This window comes from Mesorhizobium sp. M0208, from assembly GCF_040322015.1.
GTDB lineage: Bacteria > Pseudomonadota > Alphaproteobacteria > Rhizobiales > Rhizobiaceae > Mesorhizobium.
This window is the reverse complement of sequence record NZ_JAMYSP010000003.1, coordinates 120,299-143,088: the sequence shown is the minus strand read 5'-3', so window position 1 is coordinate 143,088 and position 22,790 is coordinate 120,299. Positions and strand designations below refer to the sequence as shown.

Below are 22,790 nucleotides of genomic sequence, written 5' to 3'. Positions count from 1 at the left end.
GCCAACTGGGGACTGGCCAGACGCTCTCGGCTCTTAACAGGACGTGAGACTTCGGCCAAATTTTGTTTGGAGCGAGCAGATACGAAAAAGGCGGCCCTGCGGCCGCCTTTCGCACTAAGTGTTGCATTTTTGCCGATCAGGAGCCGGCGCCGCTCAGGGTGGTCACGGCGCGGCGGTTCTGCGACCAGCAGGAGATGTCGTCGCAAACCGCGACCGGACGCTCCTTGCCGTAGGAAATGGTCTTCAGGCGCTGCGCCGAAACACCCTTGGCGACCAGGAAGTCGCGGGTGGCGGCAGCACGGCGGGCGCCGAGCGCCAGATTGTATTCGCGCGTGCCGCGCTCGTCGGCATGGCCTTCGATGACGATGGCATACTGCTTGTACTGGTTCAGCCACTGCGCCTGGCGCGACAGCGTCGTCTGCGCATCGGCGCGGATCGAGGAAGAATCGGTATCGAAGAAGATGCGGTCGCCGATATTGACGGTAAAGTCCTGGGCCGACCCGGGCGTTGCCGCGCCGGCGCCGTTGAGGCCGAGATCGGCGGCGCTGTTCGGCGTCTTCTTCGAGGCGCAACCGGTGATCGCGAGCATCGCGACGAGCGCGATCATGACCGGGTTTGTGGTAAGTGCTGCGATACGGCCCATGCCGCCTCTCCTTCGCAATTCGAGTGATTTCATTGATCGTCCAGTAACCACGTTTGGGTTAACCGACGCTCAAGAAACACGGTTAAAATTTGGTTTCGGCTGCCGTCCGCAACCGTTCTGCCGAGGGCTACTCAAGGGCGACAATGAGCGCGGACCGTAGGCGGAAATGCGGCCAAAACATGAAAAGAGGGAATTGAGGAGTTGAGGAATTGAGGAATTGAGGAAGAGATCACCTCAGCTTCTCTCTGAGATTGACCAGCATTCCATAGACGCGGGCATAGGATTGCAACCAATCGTCGCGTTGCGCCTGTGTGATGTACTCGAGGTCGAACGCATACGAAATCCAGGTCTCCACTTCACTGCACGATCCTATGGCCATCGAAGTGAACCGTGCGAATTCGGGCTTGGAGTGGGTCTGTTTGGCAAAGCCTTCGGCCAAATTGGCGCAGATCGCCTTGCTGGAACGACGTAGTTGATCGGCGAGCGCGTATTGCTCCATTTTCGGAAAGGCAAGCGTGGCTCTGTGTACCCCAAGGGAAACCGCATAGGCACGCTTATAGACTTCTAAATCCCTCGCGTGCTCGATGTGACCTCTGCCTTCTCCATTCTTCAGTTCTTCAACTCTTCAGTTCTTCAACTCGTCAGTTCGTCAGTTCTTCAATTCCTCAATTCCTCTTCCCGCCTATTCCAGCAGCGGCGACCAGGCCGGATCCGAGGCGAAGTTCGCCGTCGGGATCGGCTGTTCGTTGCGGCCGGTGAGATCGACCGAAACAAGTTTTGGTCCGCCATTGGAATCACGGAAGAACATCAGCACCCGGCCGTTGGGTGCCCAGGTCGGCCCTTCCTGCTGAAAGCCGGTAGACAGGATGCGCTCACCCGAACCGTCGGTGCGCATGACGCCGATCTGGAATTCGCCGCCGGTCTGCTTGGTGAAGGCGATGAGATCGCCGCGCGGCGACCATACCGGCGTCGAATAGACGCCGTCGCCGAACGAGATGCGGGTCTGGCCCGAGCCGTCGGCGCCCATCACATAGATCTGCGCGCGGCCGCCGCGATCCGAGGTGAACACCACCTTGCTGCCGTCAGGCGAGTAGGACGGTGAGGTGTCGATGGCGGTCGAGTTGGTAAGCCTGGTCGTCGAGCGGCTTCTCAGGTCCATGGCGAAGATGTTGGAATTGCCGTCATCGCGCAGCAGGCTCATGATCACCTTCTGGCCGTCGGGCGAAAAGCGCGGCGCAAACGTCATGCCGGGGAAATTGCCGACCAGCTCGCGCTGCCCCGTCTCGATCTGCAGCAGGTACACCCGCGGCTGACCGCTTTCATAGGACATGTAGGTGATTTCCTGCCGGTTCGGCGAGAAGCGCGGCGTCAGCACGATCGATTTGCCGTTCGAGAGATAGCGGACGTTGGCCCCGTCCTGGTCCATGATGGCAAGCCGCTTCTTGCGCGCATTCTTGGCACCGGACTCGTCGATGAAGACAACGCGCGTGTCGAAATAGCCCTTCTCGCCGGTCAGCCGCTCGTAGATCGCATCGGCGATGATATGGGCGACGCGCCTGGTATTGGCGTCGTTGGCGAAGAACTGCTCGCCCGACATCTGCTGGCCGGCAAACGTGTCCCACAACCGGTACTGGGCGCGAATGCGGCCGTCAGCCTCCTTGCCGACACTGCCGGTGACCAGCGCCTGCGCATTGATCACCTTCCAGTCTTCGAAGCGCGGCGTGGCATCCGGGCTCGAGATCTTTTCAATGAAAGCGCTTTTGTCGATCGGCGCGAACAGGCCGGAGCGTTTCAGGTCGGCACTGACGATGCCGGAAATCTCGGCGCCGAGCGCATCGCCGCCCTGGAAGTCCGTGATGGCGATCGGCAACGGCTCGACATTGCCCTTATTGACGTTGAGCTCAACGAGCGCCCGCGCCGGCAGGGTGACGGCAACGGTCATACCCAGCGCCATCGCTGCGATCGTCAGGAGCGGCTTGAGGATGGATTTCATGTCTTCTCGCTTCTTTCGCTGATTCTGTGAGCGCCGGGCCTAAAGGCCGAGCATCTCCCTAGGGTCAAAAGTGACCCGAACGTCGGACCAGATGTCTTGCTTGCCCGCCGGAACCTGCAGGCCGGCCATGTCGCATTTCTGAACCGCGCGCACTGCACTTTCGTCAAACGGGCGGTTTCCGCTCGATTTTTCGACAGTAGGCCGGCCATCCAGCTTGCCGGAGGCGTCCAGGTTGAACTGGATCACAGCCACGAAATTCTCCGAACCCTCGAGCCCTACCGGCAGGGTCCAGCAATTACTAAGCTGGGCCTCCAATGCCCCCTGCTCCGATTTCGAAAGCTTCTGGCCCTGATCCTTGTCGCCGCCGAGCGATGCTTGCTGGGTCGAGCGCTTGGCGCCGCCGCCGGACGGCTTCCGCTTGTCGAGCAGAGCCGAAATCTCGTCGGCGTTGAACTGCTTGTCTTCAGATTTCGGCCTGGACGAGGCTTCCTTGACCGGCTTGTCGGCATCCTTGCGCTCGGGCGCCTTGGCGCTTTCGGCCTGGGCCGGCTGCGGCTTCGGCCGAGCCTCGGGTGCTGGCGCCGAGTCCGGAAGCTGCGCCTCCTCGGTCGGCGGTTGCTTGGCAATCGCCTCGGCGACGGCATCCGGCTTGACCTCGGGCTGCGGATCGATCGCGGCGGTCTTGTCCTGCGGTGGCGTGGGCGTCGGCTCCGTGGCCGGCGTCGGCTTGGGCTCGGTCTGCTTGACCGGCTCGGGCTTGACCTCTTCCTTCGGCTGCGGCACCGGCGCGACCTCCGTAGCGGGAATAGGCTTCGGCTCTTCCTTCGGCTTCGGCACGTCCTCGGGTTTGGGCTTTTCGACCGGCGTCGGCGCGGGTGGCGGAGCCGCCGTCATGTCGACTGGCTGGGGCTTGGGCTCAGGTGTCGGCGGCTTGTCGGTATCGACGCTGTTATCGCCGACTTTCTGGGCATCGGGAACGATGTCGGGACGCTGTGTCGGCAGCGGCGCCGGCTTGTCATGCATCACAGACTTCTTGTCGCCTTGCAGGACCTGTGCCGTCGCTTCCATCGGCACGATCTCGACCGACACCGATTCCGCATCGGACGCAGGCATCGCGGGCGGCGAGGACAAGGTGAACAGCCCGAAGGCAATCGCCACCGTATGCAAGATCACCGATGTGGTGAGGCCGGTCCTCATCTTGCGTCTACTGATCCTGTTCCTGCAGTGAAACCAGGCCGATATTCTTGTAGCCGGCAGCCGAGATGCGGGCCATCACCTTCATGGCCGTGCCGTAATCCGTCGCCTTGTCACCCCTGATGAAAATGCGCTCGTCATAGCCCGTCTTCGAGATCGCCTGCAGCTTCGCCACCAGCTCCTCGACAGGGATCTCGGTTTCCTGGAGGTAAATCTGACCGGCCGGGTTGATGGACACGGTTATAGGCTGCGTATCGGCGTTCATCGCCTTGGCCTGCGTATCCGGCAGGTCGATCGGCACGCCGACCGTCAGCAAGGGTGCTGCGACCATGAAGATGATCAGCAGCACCAGCATCACGTCGACCATCGGCGTGACGTTGATCTCCGATATCAAGGCGTGATGGCGGCCGCGCCGCCTGTGGCCGCGCCCGCCGCGTCCTCCGCCACCTGCGCTTACGGACATTCCCATGATCGTTCCTCAGGCCTTCTGCGCGACTTTTTCATCGATTTGGCGCGAGAGTATGGCGGAGAACTCATCCGCAAACCCTTCCATGCGCACCGCGATCTTGCTCGCGTCCGACGACAGCTTGTTGTAGGCGATGACGGCCGGGATGGCGGCGAGCAGGCCGATGGCTGTCGCCAGCAGCGCTTCGGCGATGCCGGGCGCGACCACCGACAGGCTGGTGTTCTTCGAGGCGGCGATCGCCTGGAACGAGGTCATGATGCCGATCACGGTGCCGAACAGGCCGATGAAGGGCGCCGCCGAGCCGGTGGTGGCGAGAAACCCGAGCCGCCCTTCCAGCTTTTCCATTTCGCGGGTCAACGCCAGATCCATCGCCTTGTCGATGCGGGTCTGCAGGCCGAGCGGCGATTTCGCGCCCTTCTCGAAGCTTTTCTTCCATTCGCGCATGGCGGCGACGAAGATCGCGCTCATGCCGGTCGTCTTGCGGTCGGCGAGCGTGCGGTAAAGCTCTTCCAGCGATTGTCCCGACCAGAACACCTGCTCGAAGCGGTTGAGCGCCAGCCGCATGCGGGCATAGGCGACGAGCTTGTCGACGATGATCGCCCAGGTCCAGATCGAGGCGCAGAGCAAGCCGATCATGACCAGCTTGACCACCCAACCGGCCTGCATGAACAAGGCCCAAATCGATAAATGCGCGCCCGGGTCGGCGAGAGCGATGTTTTCCATGTTACGTCCTTAAAGATTTTCCGGGCGTGGCTGGCGGCTGGCCCATGGGCATCCCTTGTGGTCCGTTCGCGTTAAGCTTGCGGAATAACCCCAAATGCACCGTTGGCGGCCTTTTCGGGGCAAATATTGGTGAAAGGAAGGCGCTTGGATTCTCCCAATCTTAACCAATCCCTTCATGGACCGTTATGGTTAAGGATGGGTTATGACGTACAGCGCGGCGCATTGCCGCGCCCCGACGAGCCGCCCGGCGATCCTCGCCTCGATCAGGAGTTCCGGATCGTCCGCCTCTGAGACCTTATTTGCGCGTTCTGGGCATGAAGGCTGCGATCCAGTCCTTGGGAAAGCGCCGCGGCCGCCCGTTCTCGCCGACAATCGCCGCTTCGACACGCGCCTCGACCAGCACTTGGCTGCCGCGCTTCAACTGTTGCGCCATGACGATGCGGGCGCCGGAAATCTCGTCGGTGCGCGTATCGATGGTCAGGATGTCGTCCATGCGGGCCGAACCGCGGAAGTCGATCTCCATGCGCCGCACCACCCAGACTATTCTCTCGCCATGCCTGCCGTCGGCAAGCTCGGTGTGGTGGACGCCGGCCAGCCGCAGATAGTCGGAACGGCCGCGCTCGAAGAATTCGAGATAGCGCGCGTGGTAGACGACGCCGGAAAAATCGGTGTCTGCATAATAGACCCGCGCCATCAATCGATGGCCGAATTCCGTCAGCGCTCCGGAAAGCCCGGCGGACAACGCCGATTCACCATGATCGTCCATTGCGCTGTCCTTTTGGTCCCGACGAGCATCTGTTTTGACACCACCTGTTTTGCGCATAGACCGGCGATGATCAAGACCTGGAGGGCTGGGCCGGGGAACTGCCAGCAGCAAAGCCATAAGTAGCGGAACTTAGGGCTCTTCCTGGAACAGGCTGATCTGCTGCTGCGCCAGGTCCTTCGGCGCGTCGAGGCCGAGATGCCGCCAGGCATTGGCCGCCAGCACGCGGCCGCGCGGGGTACGCATGATGAAGCCTTGCTGGATCAGAAAGGGTTCGATGATGTCCTCGATGGCATCGCGTGGCTCGGAAAGCCCGGCAGCGATGGTCTCGATGCCGACCGGCCCGCCGCCGAAATTCCGGGCGATCATCGACAGATAACGGCGGTCGAGCGCGTCGAGGCCGAGCCCGTCGACCTGCAGCCGCGTCAGCGCCTCGTCGGCGACTTTGCGGTCGACATGACCGTCGCCGGCAACGCTGGCGAAGTCGCGCACCCGGCGCAACAGCCGCCCGGCGATGCGCGGCGTGCCGCGCGCCCGCCGGGCGATCTCCAAGGCACCGTCGTCGCCGAGCGGCATGGCAAGGATGCGGGCGCCGCGCCGCACGATCTGCTCGAGTTCCTCGACCGAGTAAAAATTGAGCCGGACCGGAATGCCGAAACGGTCGCGCAGCGGGTTGGTCAACAGGCCGAGCCGGGTGGTGGCGGCGACTAGCGTGAAGCGAGCCAGGTCGATCTTGACCGAGCGCGCCGCCGGCCCCTCGCCGATGATCAGGTCGAGCTGGAAATCCTCCATCGCCGGATAGAGGATTTCCTCGACCGCCGGGTTGAGCCGGTGGATCTCGTCGATGAACAGCACGTCGCGGTCTTCGAGATTGGTGAGCAACGCCGCCAGATCGCCGGCCTTGGCGATGACCGGACCCGAGGTCGAGCGGAAATTGACGCCGAGCTCGCGCGCCATGATCTGCGCCAGCGTCGTCTTGCCGAGGCCGGGCGGGCCGACGAACAGCACATGGTCGAGCGCTTCGCTGCGGCCCTTGGCGGCCTCGATGAAGACTTTGAGATTGGCCCGCACCGCAGCCTGGCCGACGAAGTCGCCGAGCGTCTGCGGCCGCAAGGTCTGCTCGGCGTCCTCGCCGCGTCTGTCGGGAGCAATTAGGCGTGGCGAAAGGCTCATGCGAGCAGTTCCATACCGGGAATGGCCTTGGCAGCGCGCTGATCGAAGGTGACCGTGTGCGAGCAACCTAATTTTCGATTGTGTTCCGCAATCAACGCGTCGGCAAAGTCGACCTGCACTGAATTCGATCGCTCGAGCGCGATGACGATGGCATCGAAGTCTTCGAACTCCAGCGTCTTGATCTTGAGCAGCCTCTGGATTGCGGCCAATACTTGTTCCTTTGGCTGCCTGTAGCGCGAAGCCAACGACCAGCTGAATTCGACCAGCACCATCAAACTCACGAAGCCGGGCATTTTCACACTAAGGCCGCTGCCGAACGCAAGCGCCTTTGCCCGCTGCTCCGGATCATCATTGAGCACCATGCGAAGCAGAACGTTGGTATCGATGCCGATCGACGTCAAGCGGGACCCTCTTGTCCGTCATTTGATCTATCCCCGACAACATGCCGGCCGACTGCATCCCGCACAGCGGCGTCGATTTCCTCCAGCGTAGCGGGACCGCCAGGCGGATCTCCCAAGAATCCGGCGAGGTCGGCAAATCCGAGGTTGCGCGGCGTTCCGATCAGGTAACCATCCATGACCGTCCAGGCGATCGTATCGCCCGTCTTGAGCGACAAGGCGTCGCGGACGTCCTTTGGAATCGTGAGCTGTCCCTTGGAGGTCAGACTGGCATATGCGCCCATATTCTTACTCCTGGAGAAAATTCTTACCGATCACATAGTAGTTGGAATTTCACTTTCCAGCAACGTCTCACCGTGCGAGCTCCTTCAGCCCGAAGCGGATCAGCTTCGATGCGTCCGCCTCCTCACCTGCCGCCTTCAGCGCCGCTGCGACTGCATTGGCGGCGGTGTCGCGCGAATAGCCGAGATTGACCAGCGCCGAGACGGCGTCGGTGATCGGCGCCGAGGCAACGCCCTCACCGAGCTCCTGCTTCAGGCCGATGGTGCCGGAGGCAGTGCCTGCATAGGCCGGCGCCTTGTTCTTCAACTCGGTGACGATGCGCTCGGCGACCTTCTTGCCGACGCCGGGCGCACGGCTGACCATGGCGATATCGCGCAGCGCAATCGCATTGGCGAGATCGGCCGGCGCCAGCGTCGACAGGATGGCCAGTGCCACTTTAGCGCCGACGCCTTGCACATTGTTCATCAACAGCCGGAACCACTCGCGCTCCAGCACCGACTGGAACCCATAGAGCCGCAGCATGTCCTCGCGCACATAGGTCTCGATGAACAGCACCACCGCCTCGCCCGGCTGCGGCAATGCCGCCAGCGTACGCGCCGAGCAATAGGCGACGTAGCCGACGCCATGCACGTCGACGATGCAGAAATCCTCGTCGATCTCGTCCAGCGTGCCTTTTAGCTTGCCGATCATTTGAGCGTGCCGATCATGCCGGGTGGGTTTCCGGAGAGATGATGTCGAGGTCCGGGAAGTAGCTGCGATAGCGCGCAGCATCGCGCGTCAGCAGGCGATGCCCGGCGACAACTGCATGGGCGCCGATAAAGAAATCCGGCAAGGTTCGTTCGCGAATGCCGCCGGCGCGGCGATAGCGCGAGTGCATGACACCGGCAAGGAAGGCTGCTTCCCACGGCACGAATTCACGCTCGATCTTGAGCATGTCGGCTGCCTGGCGAAGGGCCTGCTCCGTTGCAATCAGCGGCGCGAGCTCGGACCAGACGATTGTGTTGATGACAAGCGCGCCGTCGCGCCGGCATGCGGTAATTGCCGACGCAGACCACATTCTCTCCCGTCCGGCAGGACCCCAAACGTCGACCAAGACATTTGTGTCAATCAATGTCGAGGTCTTCACGCGGGCCCCTCAGCCATTTCATATATTCGTCCGTCGTCATGCCCCCCAAATCCAGCGTACCGGCCATACGGCCGAGCATCTGGCTGAATCTGCGCGAGGCTTCCTCCTCCGACATGTTTTCGTTGACCGCCATAACACGAGCGCCGTCCTCGGTGGGAACGAACTCCACCTCCGAACCTGGGCCGATACCCAGATGATCCCGGATCTCCTTCGGGATGGTCACTTGCCCCTTGGTGGTAACGCGCATGGTAATACCTCCTCGGTATTACTTATTGCCGGCCTGAGAACAAGTCAAGAACAAACTTATCCGACCAGCGCCGCCAGCCTGTAGGCGATGCTCTGCCGGTGGTGTGCGTGACAGATGGCGATGGCCAGCGCATCGGCGGCGTCGTCGCTGTCGAAAGTCGCCTTCGGCATCAGCACCTTGACCATCATGTGGATCTGCTTCTTGTCGCCATGGCCGACTCCGATCACCGCCTTCTTGACGGCGTTTGGCGCGTATTCGGCAACGACAAGGCCGGCACGCGCCGGCACCAGCATGGCGATGCCGCGTGCCTGGCCGAGTTTGAGCGTCGCTGCGGCGTCCTTGTTGACGAAAGTTTGCTCGACCGCCGCCTCGTGCGGCATCGCGGCATGCAGGACCTCGGCGAGCCCATCATGCAATTGGCAAAGACGCATCGCCAGGGCGGCCTTGTCGTCGGACCGCACCGTGCCGGAAGCGACGAAGCGCAGCGAATTACCGAGGCTTTCGACGATGCCCCAACCGGTGCGCCTCAGCCCCGGATCGATGCCGATGATGCGAATCGCTTCCCCCATCCGCCAACTTTACCCCTGGTAGACAGCGATGCCAGCGAAATGTGAACAAACCAGAAACGAGGGGTGGCTACGTCGCGCAGGCTGTTTGAGATTCGCTCTGACGAGGCAGATGGCGTGATTTTCGAGAACCGAGGCGGCCTTAGGTGTCCGTCGGAGTAGAATTATCAAACGGTCCCTCAGCCGCGGGCGAAAGCCGTGTTGAGCAGCGTGATCTGGTCGGACACCGGATTGAGGCGACGGCTCGACGGCGGCACCTCGGTGAGGCCGCCATAGATCTCCTCGTCCATGCGGCGCACCAGCGCCTGCAGGCGCAGCGAGCGGTTGACGAGGTCGGTGAAATCGTTCGGCAATTCGGCCCAGCCGGGCGCCTCCTCATGCGCCGAGGCGGTGTCGAGACGCACCTTGGATTTTTCTGAGGCCACCTGATCGCGGGTCATCTCGCCGGAATTCGCCGCCCGTTGCAAAAGCAGCCACGAGGCGACCTGCATCAGCCTGGTGGTCAGCCGCATCGATTCGGCCGCATAAAGCGTCGCCGCCGGCCTCGACAGCTTCTTGGCCTCGGCGCGGCCCTTGCCGTCGAGATACTCGGCCGCCTGCTCGACCAGGCCCATGCCTTCCTGATAGAGCGGCTTGAAGGATTGGGAGAAAACCCGGCGCTCCGCCAGCTTGATGGTTTTCGCGCCAGCCTTCGAAGGCTCGTTCATTGCCACGCCCCTGCACTTGCCTCACAGCCGGCCGATTCGGCTCTTGGTCTGCCACATCCGGCAGCCTAAACGACTGAAGCTTGAAAATGCGCTTCGCTGCCAGCGAAGGCAAGCACATGTTTAACAAACGGTTAACGGCCGCATTTAGCCGCTAGACGCCCATGCCGGCGCACAAAAAAAGAGCCGCGGATAAGGCGGCTCTCAGGAGTTTAACAGGGAGGCGTCAAACAAAGTGGCTCCAACCACTCGGTAAGAATCCAGATCACTGGATGGACATAGTAAACGCCTGTAAAGCTTAACGAAGCCTTAACGCAGCGCATATTTTTCGATCAAGGGCCCGGCATCTGTGCCGTAACAGCACAGCTGACCGGCCTTGCGCCATGGTTCTTCCAGATCGTGACCGACATACCGAAACAAAGCGGCACTGCCCGCGACATCGTTCCGAAACAGGCGACGCGCTAAACGCCGCGCTCCTCGCAACGAGGCGGAGCAAACCTTGCGCTCCGGCAATCATGAAAATCTCTCAAGGAGCGAACAATGGATTGGTACTCGGTCGTTAAATTTCTGCACATCGTCTCGGCGATCCTCTGGGTCGGCGGCGGCTTCACGCTGATGCTGCTTGCGGTACGCGCCGACCGTGCCGGAAACGTCGAAGGCATGCTGCAGGCGATGCGCGCCACCGGCGAGCTCGGCAACCGGTTCTTCGCGCCGATGTCGATGCTGACATTGCTCTTCGGCCTCATCATGTGCGGCTTCTGGGTCGGCTTTTCCGATCTGTGGGTGCTGATCGGCCTTGCCGGTTATGCGACGACCTTCTGCATCGGCATGTTCGTCTTCAAGCCGACTGCCGACCGCATGGCAGGCATGATCGCCAAGGATGGCGTGACGCCGGCAGTGCTTGCCCAGGGCCAGCGCGTCCTCAATGCCGCGCGCTTCGACTATTCGGTGATGCTGGTGATCATCGCAGACATGGTGCTGAAGCCGACGCTGCACGACATCACCATTCTGGGCTGCATGGCGTTCGTGCTAGCAACCGGCGTTGCCCTGGCGCTTGGCAGGACGCGGCCGCTGCTGCCGAGTGCCGCCTGAGGTTTAAGGAATCCGACGGCGGCCGACTGGGGCCGCCGTCTTACAGGAGGCCGGCGATGCCGTCCCACAGAAGCTTAACCGCGACGACCGCCACGGTCGCATAGGTGAAGGGATAGAACAACTCCGGCCGCATCCGCCGCACCAGCCAGGCGCCGGCGATTGTCGACAGCGGCGCCAGCGGCATCAGCACCGCCGACGCGGTCAAATTGGTGGTGTCGAACTGGCCGAGCGCGAAATAGGGGATGAGCTTCAGCGCATTGGTGACGGCGAAGAAGATCGCCGCGGTGCCCGACAGCACCTTCGGATCGAGCCTGATCGGCAGCGCATAGACCTGAAAAGGCGGGCCGCCGACATGGGCGACGAAGCTGGTGAACCCGGCAACGGTACCCCAGAGGCCGGCGGCGACGCGGTTGGGCTCCGCCGCGTGGCCGGCACCGTGGCGGAGTTGCAAATAGAGCCAGCGCAGCACGAAGATCAGGGCAACCGCGCCGACGATCAGCCTTACCATCTCTTCGGTGACCAAGGCCGCCGTCAGCCAGCCAAGGGCAATGCCGATCACGGCGCCCGGCATCATGTCGGCCAGCATCTTGCGGTCGAAGATGCCCCACCATGTCCACACCGAGACAATGTCCATCAGGCACAGAATTGGCAGAAGGATAGCGGCAGCCTGAACCGGCGGCATCGTCAGCGCCATCAATGGCACGCCGACAAAGCCGACGGCGCCGCCGAAGCCGCCTTTCGACAGGCCGACGAGGATGACGGCCGGAATGGCCGCGGCATAGAACCAGGGATCGACGAGCAGGCCTGACATGAGGGAAAGGAGGCTGGAGGGAAGTGATCTCTGGAATAGACCAGAAATGGCCAGACCGCGACCGCAAATATGTGGGCCACGCCACCGAAACCCGTCACATGTTTGGCATGTCGAGCGGCGGCGGGCGTCTCCGGATCGGCTGCGCCTTGATGATCGCGGTGCTGGTTTCGGCCTTGTCGGCGATGCGGTCGAGAATCCCATCGAGCTCGCCGATCGAGCGGACGAACAGCCGCGCAACGAAGCAGTCATCGCCCGTCACCTTGTCGCATTCGCCGAATTCGGGGATTTCCTCGATCAGCTTCTGGACGATGTGCAGCTTGCCCGGCAATGGCCGGACGCGAACGATCGCCTGCAAGGCGTAGCCGAGCGCCTGCGGATCGATGTCGATGGTGAACGCGCGGATGACGCCGCGATCCTCTAGCCGTCGAAGCCGCTCCGAAACGCTTGGCGACGACAACCCGACCTGCAGCGCCAGTTCCTTCAGCGAGGTCCGTGAATCTTTGACCAGGATATCGAGGAGCTTTCTATCGAGCTCGTCCAGCATTTTACAATTCCAGGAAAAGAGCGATGTTTACCTAATTTAATGAGGCTCGTCCTGCATATCACCGGCTACAAGTCATGGAAAGACCCGATCCGCTGTGGGATTATAAAATCTCAACAAAGGTTCGGGAGCATCCATGGACAACACGGTACGCGGCACGATCGAAATGACGGCGGCGATGGCGATCCTCGGCACGATCGGCTGGTTCGTCGTCCTTTCCGGCCAGCCCATCATGGACGTGGTGTTCTGGCGCTGTGCTTTCGGGGCGGTAACGCTGCTGATTATCTGCGCGGCGCTGGGACTGCTGCGCGGCAGGCTGTCGCTTCGCATTGTAGCCATCGCGGCTCTCGGCGGTGCTGCCATCGTTATCAACTGGCTGCTGCTGTTCAGCGCGTTTTCGCGTGCCTCGATCTCGATCGCCACGGCTGTCTACAACACGCAGCCCTTCATGCTGGTGGGTTTTGGCGCGCTCTTCTTCTCTGAACGGCTGACGATGACCAAGCTGACCTGGCTCGGCATTGCCTTCGCCGGCATGCTGCTGATCGTGCAGGCCGCGCCCGATGCAGGCGATCATGGTACGGATTACTTTGCCGGCATTGCGATGGCGCTGGCCGCGGCTTTCTTCTGGGCCGTTGCGGCTATCGTCACCAAGAAACTCAAAGGCACGCCGCCGCACCTGATCGCCTTGATCCAGGTCTGTGTCGGCGTCGTCATGCTGGCACCCTTCGCCAATCTCACCCACCTTCCCGCCGACGCGCGGAGCTGGGGCATGCTGGCGACGCTCGGCATCGTCCATACCGGCCTGATGTACATCCTCATGTACGGCGCCATCCAGAAGCTGCCGACGCATCTGCAGGGATCGCTGTCCTTCATCTATCCCGTCGTCGCCATCCTCGTCGACGTGGTCGCTTTCGGTCATCGTCTGCAGCCGGCGCAGATCGTCGGCGCCGCCGCCATCCTGGTCGCCGCCGCCGGCATGAACCTCGGCTGGTCGCTGTGGAAATCGAAAGTGCCAGCCTAGAGCCCGCAAGCGACCCCCTGCCGCCTGTTCAACTCCCGCACTTTGCTCTATGCCGCAATGCAACCATCTTCGCCCGGCATAGGCGATAACCGGGACCGAACACCAATGAATGACGCAACGCCGCCCAACCGCTGCCGTATCGTGCTGATCGCGCCGCCAAACGTGCCGGCCGAGCGCATCGCCGCGGCCTTCGACGGCGGTGACGTCGCCTCGCTTATCCTGCCGGAAAACGGTATGGACGAGGCCGCCTTCCAGGCCTTTGCCGAGCAGATCGTGCCGGTGGCGCAAGCGGCCGGCATTGCCGTCATCATTGCCGGCGACACCCGCATCGCCGGCCGCGTCCAGGCCGACGGCATTCATGTCGAGGTCGGCAAGGACGAGCTCGCCGAAACGATCGAACATTTCCAGGCCAGGATGATGGTCGGCACCGGCGGCGCCAAGACCCGCGATGATGCGCTGGAACTCGGCGAGCTCAGGCCTGATTACATCTTCTTCGGCCGCTTCGGTTACGACAACAAGCCGGAGCCGCACCCGCGCAACCTGTCGCTGGGGCAATGGTGGGCGGACGTGATCCAGATCCCTTGCATCGTCATGGCCGGATCCGATCTTGCCTCGGTGGAAGCGGTCGCCGCCACCGGTGCCGAATTCGTTGCGCTGTCCAGCGCCGTCTTCGCCGACGGCGCCGATCCGAAGACGGCGGTTGCCGCCGCCAACGCGCTGCTCGACGAAACCGCGCCGCGCTTCGAGGACTGACGTGCTCTCGCGGAAAATCCTTTTCAGCGCCTTTCTTGCAACGGCCGTGACGCAGGCGATAGCGGCGGAACCCGTTCCGCTACCGCAGCCCAGGCCGGATTCCAGCGAACCTGCCGATAAGCCGATCGCCGCACAATTGCCGCAGCCCGCCACGACCGCCCCGTTGCCGTCGGCCGATACCATCAACCCCGACCGCTTCGGCGCAAAGCCGTCCGACGCCGCCTACGGCGCCTTTCAGCGCGGGCTCTACAAGACGGCCTACAATCTTGCGCTGTCCCGTGCTCAAAACGGCGATCCGGCGGCACAGACGCTGGTGGCCGAGATACTGTCGCGCGGCCTCGGCGTGCCGGTCGACGCGGCTGGGGCGGCGAAGTGGTATGCGCTTGCCGCCGAGCAGGGCGTGCCGGAATCGCAATTCCAGTATGCGCTGATGCTGCTCGACGGCCGCTACGTCAAAAAGGACGAAAAGGAAGCCTATGCGCTGATGCAGGCCGCCGCCGAGGCCGGCAACCGCCTGGCGCAGTTCAATTTTGCGCAGCTGATGGTCGAGCAGGAGCCCGGCGATGCCGGTATTGCCAAAGCCGTATCCTATTACGAGCGCGCTGCCGCGACCGGGCTTGCCGACGCACAATATGCGATGGCACAGGTCTACGCCAACGGCGCCGGCGGCAAGCCGCGCGACGATGTCCGCGCCCGCGGCCTGCTGGCACAGGCCGCGCGGCAGAACTATGACACCGCACAGATCGATCTCGCCACCTGGATGATCGAGGGGCGCGGCGGCGCACGCGACCTGAAATCCGGCTTCAACTGGATGAAGCAGGCCGCAGAAGGCGGCAATGTCGCTGCCCAGAACCGTCTCGCCAAGCTCTACATGAACGGCATCGGCACCGATCCGGATCTGATCCTAGCCGGCGCCTGGTATGTTGTCGCCCGCCGCGCCGGGCTCATCGACCAAGAAATGGACGATTTCCTGCAGGGCCTGACCGACGAGCAGACACAGCAGGCGCTGCAACGGGCCAACCGCCTGCCCTGATCGCGATCTCGCGACTCATCGCACCCGGGCTCGTCAGGCGGGCTCACTGCGTATGATCGAGCACGACCTTGCCGAAGGGCGAGCCGTGTTCAAGGTACCGAAAGGCTTCGGCGGCCTGGCTCCACGGCACAACCCGGTCGATCACCGGTCTCAACCGGTTGACGACAATGGCGCGGTTCATCGCCTCGAAGGATTCGCGTGAGCCCACCGGTATGCCTCGCGCCCGGACCTGCCGGCGGAAGATGTCGAGCGGGTTGATGGCGCCGTCACTGCCGCCGAGATAGCCGATGACGTTGATCTGGGCGCCGCGCGCCGCTGCCCTCAGGGATTGTGCAAAACTCTGCGGTCCGCCAACCTCGATGATATGGTCGGCGCCGCGGCCATCGGTCAATCCCAGCACGGCCGATGCCCAATCGGGGATGCTGCGATAGTTCACGCCATCCTGCGCGCCAAGTTGCTTTGCCCGCGCAAGCTTCTCGTCGCTGCTCGACGTCACGATGACGCGCGCCCCGGCAGCGGCCGCGAACTGCACCGCAAACAGCGAAACGCCGCCGGTGCCGAGGCAAAGCACGGTGTCGCCGGGTTTGACGCTGCCCTCCGTAAACAGCGCGTGCCATGCCGTCACGCCGGCGCATGGCAGCGTCGCTGCTTCGAGGTCGCTCAGATTGGCCGGCGCCAGCACCGCCGCCTGTTCGTCGAGCCGGGCAAATTCGCTGAGCAGCCCGTCGATTGGGCCGCCGCGTTGGTAGGAGGGCTCAGCCATCGCGAAACTGCCACCGACCCAGCGTTGCCAGAAGGTGCCGCAGACCCGGTCGCCGATCTTGAACCGGCTGACCTCGGCGCCGATGGCAACGACTTCGCCGACGCCGTCCGACAGCGGCACCAGCGGCAATGCAAACTTCGTGTGATAGCTGCCGCGGACGATCTCGGCATCGCGGTAGTTCAGCGCCGTGGCCTTGACTTTCACAATCATCTCCTGACGCCCTGGTCCAGGCATCGGCCGCTCGACCATTTTGAGGTTCTCGAAGCCGCCCGGGCTCCGCAATTCGATCGCTTTCATCGTCGTCCCTTTCCGGCTGGGTCCTGCCGGAGGAAAATCGCTTGCAACCCATCGGATTTCAAATTCATAATGTTCAGAATAATTATGCTTCTATGACATGTTCTGGTGTATCGTGCTTGAAGAATTGAAAACACTGGCCCTCTTTGCCGAGGAGGGTTCGATTCAGAAGGTGGCTCGACGCCTGCCATTGACGCAGCCGGCCGTCACCCGCCAGATCCAGCGGCTGGAGGAAATGCTCGGCACGGAATTGCTCGACCGCCGGCTGAAACCGTCGCGACTGACCCCGGCCGGCGTAGAAGTGCTGGCACGCGGCAAGGACATTCTCGCCGCGGTCGACGCGCTGAGATCATTCGCCAAGGGCGACGAACCGGAGGGCCTGCTGCGGCTCGGCCTCGCGCATGGACTTTGCGACAAAGCTGTGGCCGCCGCTATCGCTGATGCCGTGGCGCGGTTTCCGAAGGTCTCGCTGCGGCTGAAGAGCGGCTGGAGTCTTGAGCTGGCCGACCAGCACAAGCGCGGACAGCTCGACCTCGCCTTCATCCTGGACGGCAGCAATTCCAAAGCCGGCGACGGTGTTGTCGGAACCGAGCCCCTCGGCATCATCGCTGCCGAAAACACCGGCCGGCAAGCTGGCGTCAAGACCATGCCCTGGGTCCTCAGCCCTGAACCTTGCGACGCGCGCCGGCGGCTGGCGGCTGCCCTTGCCGAGGGCGGCCACAGGTTGATCGTCGGCGCCGAGATTCAGGACAGCGTGCTGCAGATCGACTGGGTTCGTCGAGGCCAAGGCCTTGGCCTGCTGCCCAGGCGGCTGCTGCGGGAAAAGCTGCCGCAGGGTATTGCCCTGGTCGACGCTCCCGGCCTCGAGCTGTCGCTGCGAATTGTCGTCCTACGTTCGCCGCACCTGCATCTTTTGAGAAAGGTTGCCGACGCGGTGACCGAGGCGGTCACCGCAACCGTCGGGACGGACTGAGGCTGCCGCGCCGCGTTGCCGGGCCAGCTTCGTTCCCGCTTCACCTGAAAGGCGCTCCTTGCCTCTGCTGGCGATTTGTGGTCTTGGAGGCGCCAAATTGCCCTTTGCGGCGATCATCTCATTTCCGGATCACCTCACCATGGCCAAGATCAATGGCAACGAAATCCGTCCCGGCAATGTCATCGAGCATGATGGCGGCCTTTGGGTGGCGGTCAGGACCAACACCGTCAAGCCCGGCAAGGGCGGCGCCTACAACCAGGTCGAGCTCAAGAACCTGATCAACGGCACCAAGCTCAACGAGCGCTTCCGTTCGGCCGAAACGGTCGAGCAGATCCGGCTCGATCTAAAGGATTTTTCTTTCCTCTACGAACAGGGCGACGCGCTGGTGTTCATGGACACCGAAAGCTATGAGCAGCTCGAACTGCAAAAGGAGTTCGTCGGCGATCGCGCCGCCTTCCTGCAGGACGGCATGATGGTCACGGTCCAGCTCTATGACGAAAGGCCGATCGGCATTTCGCTGCCCGACTATGTCACGTTGACCATCACCGAGGCCGACCCGGTGGTGAAGGGCCAGACGGCAGCCTCGTCCTACAAGCCGGCGATACTCGAAAACGGCATCCGCGTGCTGGTGCCGCCGTTCATCGGCTCGGGCGAGCGCATCATCGTCGATACCAACGAAATCACTTACGTGCGCCGCGCCGACTAAAGCGCGGGCAGCAGGAAGAAACACAATGGCGCGTTCCGCGATCCTCAATGTCATGGTCCAGGCCGCAATGAAGGCCGGCCGCTCCCTGTCGCGTGACTTCGGCGAAGTGCAGAACCTGCAGGTCTCGATGAAGGGGCCAGGCGACTATGTCAGCCAGGCCGACCGCAAGGCCGAAGACATCGTCTTTGCCGAACTGTCGAAGGCGCGGCCCGGCTACGCCTTCCTGATGGAGGAACGCGGCGTGATCGAGGGCGACGACGGCCAGCACCGCTGGATCGTCGACCCGCTCGACGGCACCACCAATTTCCTGCACGGCATTCCGCTCTTTGCCGTTTCAATCGCGCTGGAGCGCCAGGGCCAGATCGTCGCCGGGGTCGTCTACAATCCGGCGATGGATGAGCTCTATACCGCCGAGCGCGGCGGCGGCGCTTTCATGAACGACCGCCGGCTGCGCGTCGCCGGCCGTACCAAGCTGGTCGATGCGGTGATCGGCTGCGGCATGCCGCATCTCGGGCGTGGCCAGCACGGCAATTTCCTCATCGAGTTGCGCAATGTCATGGCCGAGGTTTCTGGCGTCCGCCGTCTCGGCTCCGCCTCGCTCGATCTCGCCTACGTCGCCGCCGGCCGCATGGACGGGTTCTGGGAAACCGGCCTGTCGGCCTGGGATGTCGCCGCCGGCATCTTGCTGATCCGCGAGGCGGGCGGTTTCGTCTCCGATTTCGCCGGGGGACAGGACGTGCTGAACGCCGGTTCGCTGGTTGCCGGCAACGAACTCATCCAGCGCGCGCTGTTGAAGACCATAAAAAGGCCACTCTCAGCCAGCTGATAGAGGCGCGCCGCGCTGAAGCGCCGCAGTCGCAAAACCGCAACCAAAGCTTGAAATACTCGCCCGCGGCCGCCCAGATAAGGCGACGCAGGATCATCGATGACGAACAGCCGGCCCAAATCCCAGAGCGAATTCTCCCAGCTCGACATTCCCTTCATGGGGCGCTGGCATTACTCGCGCGCCGAGATCATCGCCGACGGTATTGTCCACGCCGTGGGCATCGTGCTGGCGATCGCTGCGGGCTCGACGCTGCTGGCACTGGCCGCCTATCGAACCGGCCCCGGCGAATATGTCGCCGCCGCATTCTATGTGGTCTCGCTGCTCACCGTGCTGTCGATTTCGCTGGCCTACAATGTCTGGCCGGTGTCGTCGCCGGCAAAATGGATATTGCGGCGCTTCGACCATGCCGCGATCTACCTGTTGATCGCTGCCACCTACACGCCTTTCCTGGCCCAGCTCGGCGGCTCGCCGCTGGCCGTTTCGACGATCCTCCTGGTCTGGACCGCCGCGGCGGTCGGCATCGCCATCAAGGTCTTTCTTCCCGGCCGTTTCGATCGGCTGGCGATCGTCTTCTATCTAGCCATCGGCTGGAGCGGTCTCGTTCTGGTGGAGCCGCTCGTGCGGACGCTGCCGGCGACATCGATCGCGCTCATCGTTGCCGGCGGCATCGTCTACTCCTGCGGCGTGATCTTCTTCGCCTGGAGGGGCCTGCGCTTCCACAATGCGCTGTGGCATGGCTTTGTCGTCACCGGCGCCGGCCTGCATCTGGCCGCCATGGTCGACTGCCTGGTCATCAACCGGCTTTGACCTCCGGTCGCGGACAGTGGCAATATTGCCAAGCGCCATTCAATTTCGTCACAATTCCGTTTAGAGTCGCAAACACAAATTGATCGGCGGCGACGGCATCGGAAACGGGGCACGGATGACTCTTCTCAGATCCTTCGGCATGGGCAGGCGCTCCGACGTTCTGATCTACGATCCGCACAAATTGTCGAGTCCGCAGGTGTTTCTGCTGACCATGGTGATCTTTCTGTTCATCGTGGCCTTTATCGCCGCCATCCTGACGCGCCAGATCTCGACCGCCTTCGTCACCAATCCCGGTCTCAACGGCCTGATCATCGGCGTGCTGGCGGTCGGCATCCTGCTGGCCTTCGTCCAGGTCGGCCGGCTGTTCCGCGAGGTGCGCTGGGTCAACTCGTTCCGCGCCGGTTCCGAGACAACCGAGCCGGTGCTGCTGGCGCCGATGAAGGCGATGATCGGCCGCTCCTCGACGATTGCCTTCTCAACCAGTTCGATGCGCACCATGCTGGATTCGATCGCCACCCGCCTCGACGAAAGCCGCGACACGTCGCGCTACCTTGTCGGACTGCTGGTGTTCCTCGGCCTGCTCGGCACCTTCTGGGGCCTGCTCAATACGATTGGCTCGATCCGCGAAACCATCGAGTCGCTCGATCCCGGCACCGGCGATGCCGCCGCCGTGCTCGAATCCCTGAAGCAGGGACTTTCCGCGCCGTTGGCCGGCATGGGCACCGCCTTCTCGTCCTCGCTGTTTGGCCTCTCCGGCTCGCTGGTGCTCGGCTTCCTCGACCTGCAGGCCGGCCGCGCCCAGACGCGCTTCTATACCGAACTCGAAAACTGGCTGTCCTCGGTCACCGACCTGTCCTCCGACATCGTCGTTGCCGACGCGGCGAGGACCGAACCCTCCGAGGAAATCCGGCTGTTGTCGGAAAAGCTGCGCACTCTGCAGGAAAATGGCGGCGGCTCCAATCCGCGCGTGGCCACTGCCATGGCCAATCTCGCCGACGGCATTTCCGGCCTGGTCAAGAACATGCGCTCGGAACAGCAGATCATGCGCGACTGGGTCGAGGCCCAGTCCGACGAGCAGAAGGCGATGCGCAACACCCTGGAGAAGATCGCCGACGCCTTGAAGAAGCCTGGAGTGCATTGACGTGGCGTTGGCGCGAGGCCGGCGCTCCGACCGCCGCATCGATTACTGGCCGGGCTTCGTCGATGCGCTGTCGACGCTGCTGTTGGCGATCATGTTCCTGCTCACGGTTTTCGTTTTGGCGCAATTCCTGCTCGGCCGCGAGATCTCCGGCAAGGACACGGTGCTCAACCGCCTCAACTCGCAGATCAATGAGTTGACCCAGCTTCTGGCGCTGGAGCGCTCGACGACACAGGACAAGGAAGACACCCTTGCCAATTTGCAGGCATCGCTATCCGCATCGGAGGCCGAAAAAAGCCGGCTCGAGCAATTGCTGGCGCAAGGCGCCGGTGCCGGCGATGCCGCCAACCAGCGCGCAACGGCCCTTTCCGGCGAGCTCGACAGCCAGCGCCAGATCAGCCAGCAGGCGCTGAGCCAGGTCGAGATCCTCAACCAGCAGATTTCGGCGCTGCGCAAGCAGATCGCAGCGCTCGAACAAGCGCTCGACGTGTCCGAAACGCGCGACCGCGAATCCAACACCAAGATCGCCGATCTCGGCCGCCGCCTCAACGTCGCACTGGCGCAACGCGTGCAGGAGCTGAACCGCTACCGGTCCGATTTCTTCGGCCGCTTGCGTGAAATTCTCGCCGACCGCGAGAACATCCGTATCGTCGGCGACCGCTTCGTCTTCCAGTCGGAAGTGCTTTTCCCGACCGGCTCCGAAGTGATCAACGATGCCGGCAAGGTCGAGATGAAGAAGCTTGCCGATGCCATCATCGAATTGCAAAAGGAAATCCCGCCGGAGATCAACTGGGTGCTGCGCGTCGATGGCCACACCGACAACAAGCCGCTCTCCGGCACCGGCCGCTACCGCGACAATTGGGAATTGTCGACGGCGCGCTCGACCTCGGTGGTCAAGTTCCTGATCGAGAACGGCGTGCCGGCCAACCGGCTGGTCGCGGCCGGCTTCGGCGAATTCCAGCCGCTCGACCCCGCCGATACCGAAGAGGCGCGCAACAAAAACCGCCGTATCGAGCTGAAGCTGACCGAGCGGTGATCTGCAAGCCTTTGGCTTATATCATGCGCCAGGGCGAGCCGGCTCAAGTCGGCGGCATTTAGTGCACTGGTGCGGCAGCGGCAAGAGCTGAAAAAATTACCTTTTTTAGTTACATTTTGCCGCCGTGGCCTTTTAGCCTTGGTCATGGGCCGAGAACCGCCGGCGGTAGAACCGCTCATCGCGACGCGACGGAACCTGACGGCCCGCGGCCGGAAGGCAGGGCCCCTCCCAACCACCGCCTTCCGCAGTAAAGGAGACGCAACCATGCGCTTCTTCGCTCCCAGGAATTTTAGGACCGCTGCGCTCGCCACACTTCTCCTCGTTCCGTTTGCCGGCGCTTACGCCGGCCCACGCGAGACGGCCTTGATCAATCAGATCCAGAGCGTGGAGACAGGTATCCAGGGCGCCATCCAGGCGAACAAGCTCGAGCCGGGCGAGGCGCGTGACTTGCGCACGCAGGTCGCTCAACTCGACCGGGCCGCCGAGTGGGCCGCACGCGAGGGAACGATGCCGAGCACGCAAGATCAGCAGTTGCTGGCGCAGCTCGACGATGTCAGCCAAAAGGTGCGCGCTGATACCGGCAGTGCCTTCCTCATCGGCAACGGCGCCGATGGCGGATACTATCCGAACGGCTATGGCCCAACCTATCCAGGCGGCTGAAACCGGCCGCAGCGCCCGGCGCTGTGGCAATTGATTTTTGCGCATGATCCTTGTCCAG

29 protein-coding genes are annotated in these 22,790 nt (G+C 62.9%); 11 read left to right on the top strand and 18 right to left on the bottom strand.

Annotated elements, in window-relative coordinates:
- Window positions 1-136: 136 nt before the first annotated feature.
- From pal to rcdA, 15 genes are all read right to left on the bottom strand, one after another.
- The gene (gene pal / locus NKJ17_RS04495; RefSeq protein WP_352504953.1) at window positions 137-643 is read right to left on the bottom strand and encodes a peptidoglycan-associated lipoprotein Pal; all 507 of its coding nucleotides are present in this window, start codon (window positions 641-643) and stop codon (window positions 137-139) included.
- A 229-nt stretch (window positions 644-872) separates the two neighbouring features.
- Window positions 873-1,229, bottom strand: a complete 357-nt coding sequence (locus NKJ17_RS04490) for a four helix bundle protein (RefSeq protein ID WP_352505151.1) — start codon at window positions 1,227-1,229, stop codon at window positions 873-875.
- A 96-nt stretch (window positions 1,230-1,325) separates the two neighbouring features.
- Entirely contained in the window at window positions 1,326-2,597 is a 1,272-nt protein-coding gene (gene tolB / locus NKJ17_RS04485; RefSeq protein WP_502896067.1) for a Tol-Pal system beta propeller repeat protein TolB, read from the bottom strand.
- Window positions 2,598-2,675: 78 nt separating this feature from the next.
- On the bottom strand, window positions 2,676-3,833 hold the full coding sequence (gene tolA, locus NKJ17_RS04480; protein ID WP_352687204.1) for a cell envelope integrity protein TolA: 1,158 nt from the start codon (window positions 3,831-3,833) through the stop codon (window positions 2,676-2,678).
- A 7-nt stretch (window positions 3,834-3,840) separates the two neighbouring features.
- A complete protein-coding gene (gene tolR / locus NKJ17_RS04475) occupies window positions 3,841-4,299 on the bottom strand; it encodes a protein TolR (protein WP_352504951.1) in 459 nt (152 codons plus the stop codon).
- A 9-nt stretch (window positions 4,300-4,308) separates the two neighbouring features.
- Complete coding sequence (tolQ, locus tag NKJ17_RS04470; protein WP_352489260.1) at window positions 4,309-5,019, bottom strand: protein TolQ; 711 nt, start codon at window positions 5,017-5,019, stop codon at window positions 4,309-4,311.
- A gap of 295 nt (window positions 5,020-5,314) precedes the next feature.
- The gene (gene ybgC, locus NKJ17_RS04465) at window positions 5,315-5,785 is read right to left on the bottom strand and encodes a tol-pal system-associated acyl-CoA thioesterase (protein WP_352504950.1); all 471 of its coding nucleotides are present in this window, start codon (window positions 5,783-5,785) and stop codon (window positions 5,315-5,317) included.
- 129 nt (window positions 5,786-5,914) lie between these two features.
- On the bottom strand, window positions 5,915-6,955 hold the full coding sequence (gene ruvB / locus NKJ17_RS04460) for a Holliday junction branch migration DNA helicase RuvB (RefSeq protein ID WP_352504949.1): 1,041 nt from the start codon (window positions 6,953-6,955) through the stop codon (window positions 5,915-5,917).
- The gene (locus tag NKJ17_RS04455; RefSeq protein WP_352687200.1) at window positions 6,952-7,356 is read right to left on the bottom strand and encodes a type II toxin-antitoxin system VapC family toxin; all 405 of its coding nucleotides are present in this window, start codon (window positions 7,354-7,356) and stop codon (window positions 6,952-6,954) included. Before NKJ17_RS04455 ends, ruvB begins: the two co-directional genes overlap by 4 nt.
- On the bottom strand, window positions 7,353-7,637 hold the full coding sequence (locus NKJ17_RS04450) for an AbrB/MazE/SpoVT family DNA-binding domain-containing protein (RefSeq protein ID WP_352476100.1): 285 nt from the start codon (window positions 7,635-7,637) through the stop codon (window positions 7,353-7,355). Before NKJ17_RS04450 ends, NKJ17_RS04455 begins: the two co-directional genes overlap by 4 nt.
- A gap of 67 nt (window positions 7,638-7,704) precedes the next feature.
- A complete protein-coding gene (ruvA, locus tag NKJ17_RS04445) occupies window positions 7,705-8,325 on the bottom strand; it encodes a Holliday junction branch migration protein RuvA (protein ID WP_352504947.1) in 621 nt (206 codons plus the stop codon).
- Window positions 8,326-8,338: 13 nt separating this feature from the next.
- Window positions 8,339-8,761: a type II toxin-antitoxin system VapC family toxin gene (locus NKJ17_RS04440; protein ID WP_352504946.1), complete on the bottom strand. Its 423-nt coding sequence runs from the start codon at window positions 8,759-8,761 to the stop codon at window positions 8,339-8,341.
- A complete protein-coding gene (locus NKJ17_RS04435) occupies window positions 8,739-9,008 on the bottom strand; it encodes an AbrB/MazE/SpoVT family DNA-binding domain-containing protein (protein ID WP_352504945.1) in 270 nt (89 codons plus the stop codon). Before NKJ17_RS04435 ends, NKJ17_RS04440 begins: the two co-directional genes overlap by 23 nt.
- 56 nt (window positions 9,009-9,064) lie before the next feature.
- Window positions 9,065-9,577, bottom strand: coding sequence for a crossover junction endodeoxyribonuclease RuvC (gene ruvC, locus NKJ17_RS04430; RefSeq protein WP_254816459.1), 513 nt, complete (start codon window positions 9,575-9,577; stop codon window positions 9,065-9,067).
- A gap of 176 nt (window positions 9,578-9,753) precedes the next feature.
- On the bottom strand, window positions 9,754-10,281 hold the full coding sequence (gene rcdA / locus NKJ17_RS04425) for a protease adaptor protein RcdA (RefSeq protein ID WP_352504944.1): 528 nt from the start codon (window positions 10,279-10,281) through the stop codon (window positions 9,754-9,756).
- A 537-nt stretch (window positions 10,282-10,818) separates the two neighbouring features.
- Between rcdA and NKJ17_RS04420 the strand changes: the two genes are divergently transcribed.
- Complete coding sequence (locus NKJ17_RS04420; protein ID WP_352476095.1) at window positions 10,819-11,370, top strand: DUF2269 family protein; 552 nt, start codon at window positions 10,819-10,821, stop codon at window positions 11,368-11,370.
- A 40-nt stretch (window positions 11,371-11,410) separates the two neighbouring features.
- Here the strand turns inward: NKJ17_RS04420 and NKJ17_RS04415 are convergent, their stop codons facing one another.
- Both NKJ17_RS04415 and NKJ17_RS04410 read right to left on the bottom strand, forming a co-directional pair.
- Window positions 11,411-12,181 (bottom strand): sulfite exporter TauE/SafE family protein, encoded by a 771-nt coding sequence (locus tag NKJ17_RS04415; RefSeq protein WP_352504943.1) that lies wholly within the window; start codon window positions 12,179-12,181, stop codon window positions 11,411-11,413.
- A gap of 94 nt (window positions 12,182-12,275) precedes the next feature.
- Window positions 12,276-12,725, bottom strand: a complete 450-nt coding sequence (locus NKJ17_RS04410; protein WP_352504942.1) for an Lrp/AsnC family transcriptional regulator — start codon at window positions 12,723-12,725, stop codon at window positions 12,276-12,278.
- 133 nt (window positions 12,726-12,858) lie between these two features.
- On the opposite strand from NKJ17_RS04410, the gene NKJ17_RS04405 reads away from it, so the two are divergent.
- The 3 genes from NKJ17_RS04405 to NKJ17_RS04395 all read left to right on the top strand — a co-directional run bounded on the left by NKJ17_RS04405 (window position 12,859) and on the right by NKJ17_RS04395 (window position 15,529).
- Window positions 12,859-13,743, top strand: coding sequence for a DMT family transporter (locus NKJ17_RS04405; protein WP_352504941.1), 885 nt, complete (start codon window positions 12,859-12,861; stop codon window positions 13,741-13,743).
- Window positions 13,744-13,848: 105 nt separating this feature from the next.
- On the top strand, window positions 13,849-14,496 hold the full coding sequence (locus NKJ17_RS04400; RefSeq protein ID WP_352504940.1) for a thiamine phosphate synthase: 648 nt from the start codon (window positions 13,849-13,851) through the stop codon (window positions 14,494-14,496).
- A 1-nt stretch (window position 14,497) separates the two neighbouring features.
- Window positions 14,498-15,529 carry a tetratricopeptide repeat protein gene (locus NKJ17_RS04395; protein ID WP_023678013.1) on the top strand — a complete coding sequence of 344 codons (1,032 nt, stop codon included), beginning with the start codon at window positions 14,498-14,500 and terminating at the stop codon, window positions 15,527-15,529.
- A gap of 43 nt (window positions 15,530-15,572) precedes the next feature.
- Here the strand turns inward: NKJ17_RS04395 and NKJ17_RS04390 are convergent, their stop codons facing one another.
- Complete coding sequence (locus tag NKJ17_RS04390; protein WP_352504939.1) at window positions 15,573-16,589, bottom strand: zinc-dependent alcohol dehydrogenase family protein; 1,017 nt, start codon at window positions 16,587-16,589, stop codon at window positions 15,573-15,575.
- A gap of 97 nt (window positions 16,590-16,686) precedes the next feature.
- Between NKJ17_RS04390 and NKJ17_RS04385 the strand changes: the two genes are divergently transcribed.
- The 7 genes from NKJ17_RS04385 (at window position 16,687) to NKJ17_RS04355 (ending at window position 22,732) form a co-directional block, all read left to right on the top strand.
- The gene (locus NKJ17_RS04385; RefSeq protein WP_352687194.1) at window positions 16,687-17,559 is read left to right on the top strand and encodes a LysR family transcriptional regulator; all 873 of its coding nucleotides are present in this window, start codon (window positions 16,687-16,689) and stop codon (window positions 17,557-17,559) included.
- A 139-nt stretch (window positions 17,560-17,698) separates the two neighbouring features.
- A complete protein-coding gene (efp, locus tag NKJ17_RS04380) occupies window positions 17,699-18,265 on the top strand; it encodes an elongation factor P (RefSeq protein WP_254816449.1) in 567 nt (188 codons plus the stop codon).
- Between the two features lie 25 nt (window positions 18,266-18,290).
- A complete protein-coding gene (locus NKJ17_RS04375) occupies window positions 18,291-19,091 on the top strand; it encodes an inositol monophosphatase family protein (protein WP_352504937.1) in 801 nt (266 codons plus the stop codon).
- 99 nt (window positions 19,092-19,190) lie between these two features.
- Window positions 19,191-19,898: a PAQR family membrane homeostasis protein TrhA gene (trhA, locus tag NKJ17_RS04370; protein WP_352687191.1), complete on the top strand. Its 708-nt coding sequence runs from the start codon at window positions 19,191-19,193 to the stop codon at window positions 19,896-19,898.
- Between the two features lie 115 nt (window positions 19,899-20,013).
- Complete coding sequence (locus tag NKJ17_RS04365) at window positions 20,014-21,039, top strand: MotA/TolQ/ExbB proton channel family protein (RefSeq protein WP_352476085.1); 1,026 nt, start codon at window positions 20,014-20,016, stop codon at window positions 21,037-21,039.
- A gap of 1 nt (window position 21,040) precedes the next feature.
- Window positions 21,041-22,072 (top strand): peptidoglycan -binding protein, encoded by a 1,032-nt coding sequence (locus NKJ17_RS04360; protein WP_352465687.1) that lies wholly within the window; start codon window positions 21,041-21,043, stop codon window positions 22,070-22,072.
- Between the two features lie 264 nt (window positions 22,073-22,336).
- A complete protein-coding gene (locus NKJ17_RS04355) occupies window positions 22,337-22,732 on the top strand; it encodes a hypothetical protein (protein WP_352504935.1) in 396 nt (131 codons plus the stop codon).
- Window positions 22,733-22,790 lie beyond the last annotated feature (58 nt).

Excerpts from the sequence above, each read along its gene's own strand:
- pal (WP_352504953.1), bottom strand. The coding sequence starts at position 643 with ATGGGCCGTATCGCAGCACTTACCACAAACCCGGTCATGATCGCGCTC.
- tolB (WP_502896067.1), bottom strand. The coding sequence starts at position 2,597 with ATGGCGCTGGGTATGACCGTTGCCGTCACCCTGCCGGCGCGGGCGCTC.
- tolA (WP_352687204.1), bottom strand. The coding sequence starts at position 3,833 with ATGAGGACCGGCCTCACCACATCGGTGATCTTGCATACGGTGGCGATT.
- tolR (WP_352504951.1), bottom strand. The coding sequence starts at position 4,299 with ATGGGAATGTCCGTAAGCGCAGGTGGCGGAGGACGCGGCGGGCGCGGC.
- tolQ (WP_352489260.1), bottom strand. The coding sequence starts at position 5,019 with ATGGAAAACATCGCTCTCGCCGACCCGGGCGCGCATTTATCGATTTGG.
- ybgC (WP_352504950.1), bottom strand. The coding sequence starts at position 5,785 with ATGGACGATCATGGTGAATCGGCGTTGTCCGCCGGGCTTTCCGGAGCG.
- ruvB (WP_352504949.1), bottom strand. The coding sequence starts at position 6,955 with ATGAGCCTTTCGCCACGCCTAATTGCTCCCGACAGACGCGGCGAGGAC.
- NKJ17_RS04450 (WP_352476100.1), bottom strand. The coding sequence starts at position 7,637 with ATGGGCGCATATGCCAGTCTGACCTCCAAGGGACAGCTCACGATTCCA.
- ruvA (WP_352504947.1), bottom strand. The coding sequence starts at position 8,325 with ATGATCGGCAAGCTAAAAGGCACGCTGGACGAGATCGACGAGGATTTC.
- NKJ17_RS04435 (WP_352504945.1), bottom strand. The coding sequence starts at position 9,008 with ATGCGCGTTACCACCAAGGGGCAAGTGACCATCCCGAAGGAGATCCGG.
- ruvC (WP_254816459.1), bottom strand. The coding sequence starts at position 9,577 with ATGGGGGAAGCGATTCGCATCATCGGCATCGATCCGGGGCTGAGGCGC.
- rcdA (WP_352504944.1), bottom strand. The coding sequence starts at position 10,281 with ATGAACGAGCCTTCGAAGGCTGGCGCGAAAACCATCAAGCTGGCGGAG.
- NKJ17_RS04420 (WP_352476095.1), top strand. The coding sequence starts at position 10,819 with ATGGATTGGTACTCGGTCGTTAAATTTCTGCACATCGTCTCGGCGATC.
- NKJ17_RS04415 (WP_352504943.1), bottom strand. The coding sequence starts at position 12,181 with ATGTCAGGCCTGCTCGTCGATCCCTGGTTCTATGCCGCGGCCATTCCG.
- NKJ17_RS04410 (WP_352504942.1), bottom strand. The coding sequence starts at position 12,725 with ATGCTGGACGAGCTCGATAGAAAGCTCCTCGATATCCTGGTCAAAGAT.
- NKJ17_RS04405 (WP_352504941.1), top strand. The coding sequence starts at position 12,859 with ATGGACAACACGGTACGCGGCACGATCGAAATGACGGCGGCGATGGCG.
- NKJ17_RS04400 (WP_352504940.1), top strand. The coding sequence starts at position 13,849 with ATGAATGACGCAACGCCGCCCAACCGCTGCCGTATCGTGCTGATCGCG.
- NKJ17_RS04390 (WP_352504939.1), bottom strand. The coding sequence starts at position 16,589 with ATGAAAGCGATCGAATTGCGGAGCCCGGGCGGCTTCGAGAACCTCAAA.
- NKJ17_RS04385 (WP_352687194.1), top strand. The coding sequence starts at position 16,687 with ATGTTCTGGTGTATCGTGCTTGAAGAATTGAAAACACTGGCCCTCTTT.
- efp (WP_254816449.1), top strand. The coding sequence starts at position 17,699 with ATGGCCAAGATCAATGGCAACGAAATCCGTCCCGGCAATGTCATCGAG.
- NKJ17_RS04375 (WP_352504937.1), top strand. The coding sequence starts at position 18,291 with ATGGCGCGTTCCGCGATCCTCAATGTCATGGTCCAGGCCGCAATGAAG.
- trhA (WP_352687191.1), top strand. The coding sequence starts at position 19,191 with ATGACGAACAGCCGGCCCAAATCCCAGAGCGAATTCTCCCAGCTCGAC.
- NKJ17_RS04365 (WP_352476085.1), top strand. The coding sequence starts at position 20,014 with ATGACTCTTCTCAGATCCTTCGGCATGGGCAGGCGCTCCGACGTTCTG.
- NKJ17_RS04355 (WP_352504935.1), top strand. The coding sequence starts at position 22,337 with ATGCGCTTCTTCGCTCCCAGGAATTTTAGGACCGCTGCGCTCGCCACA.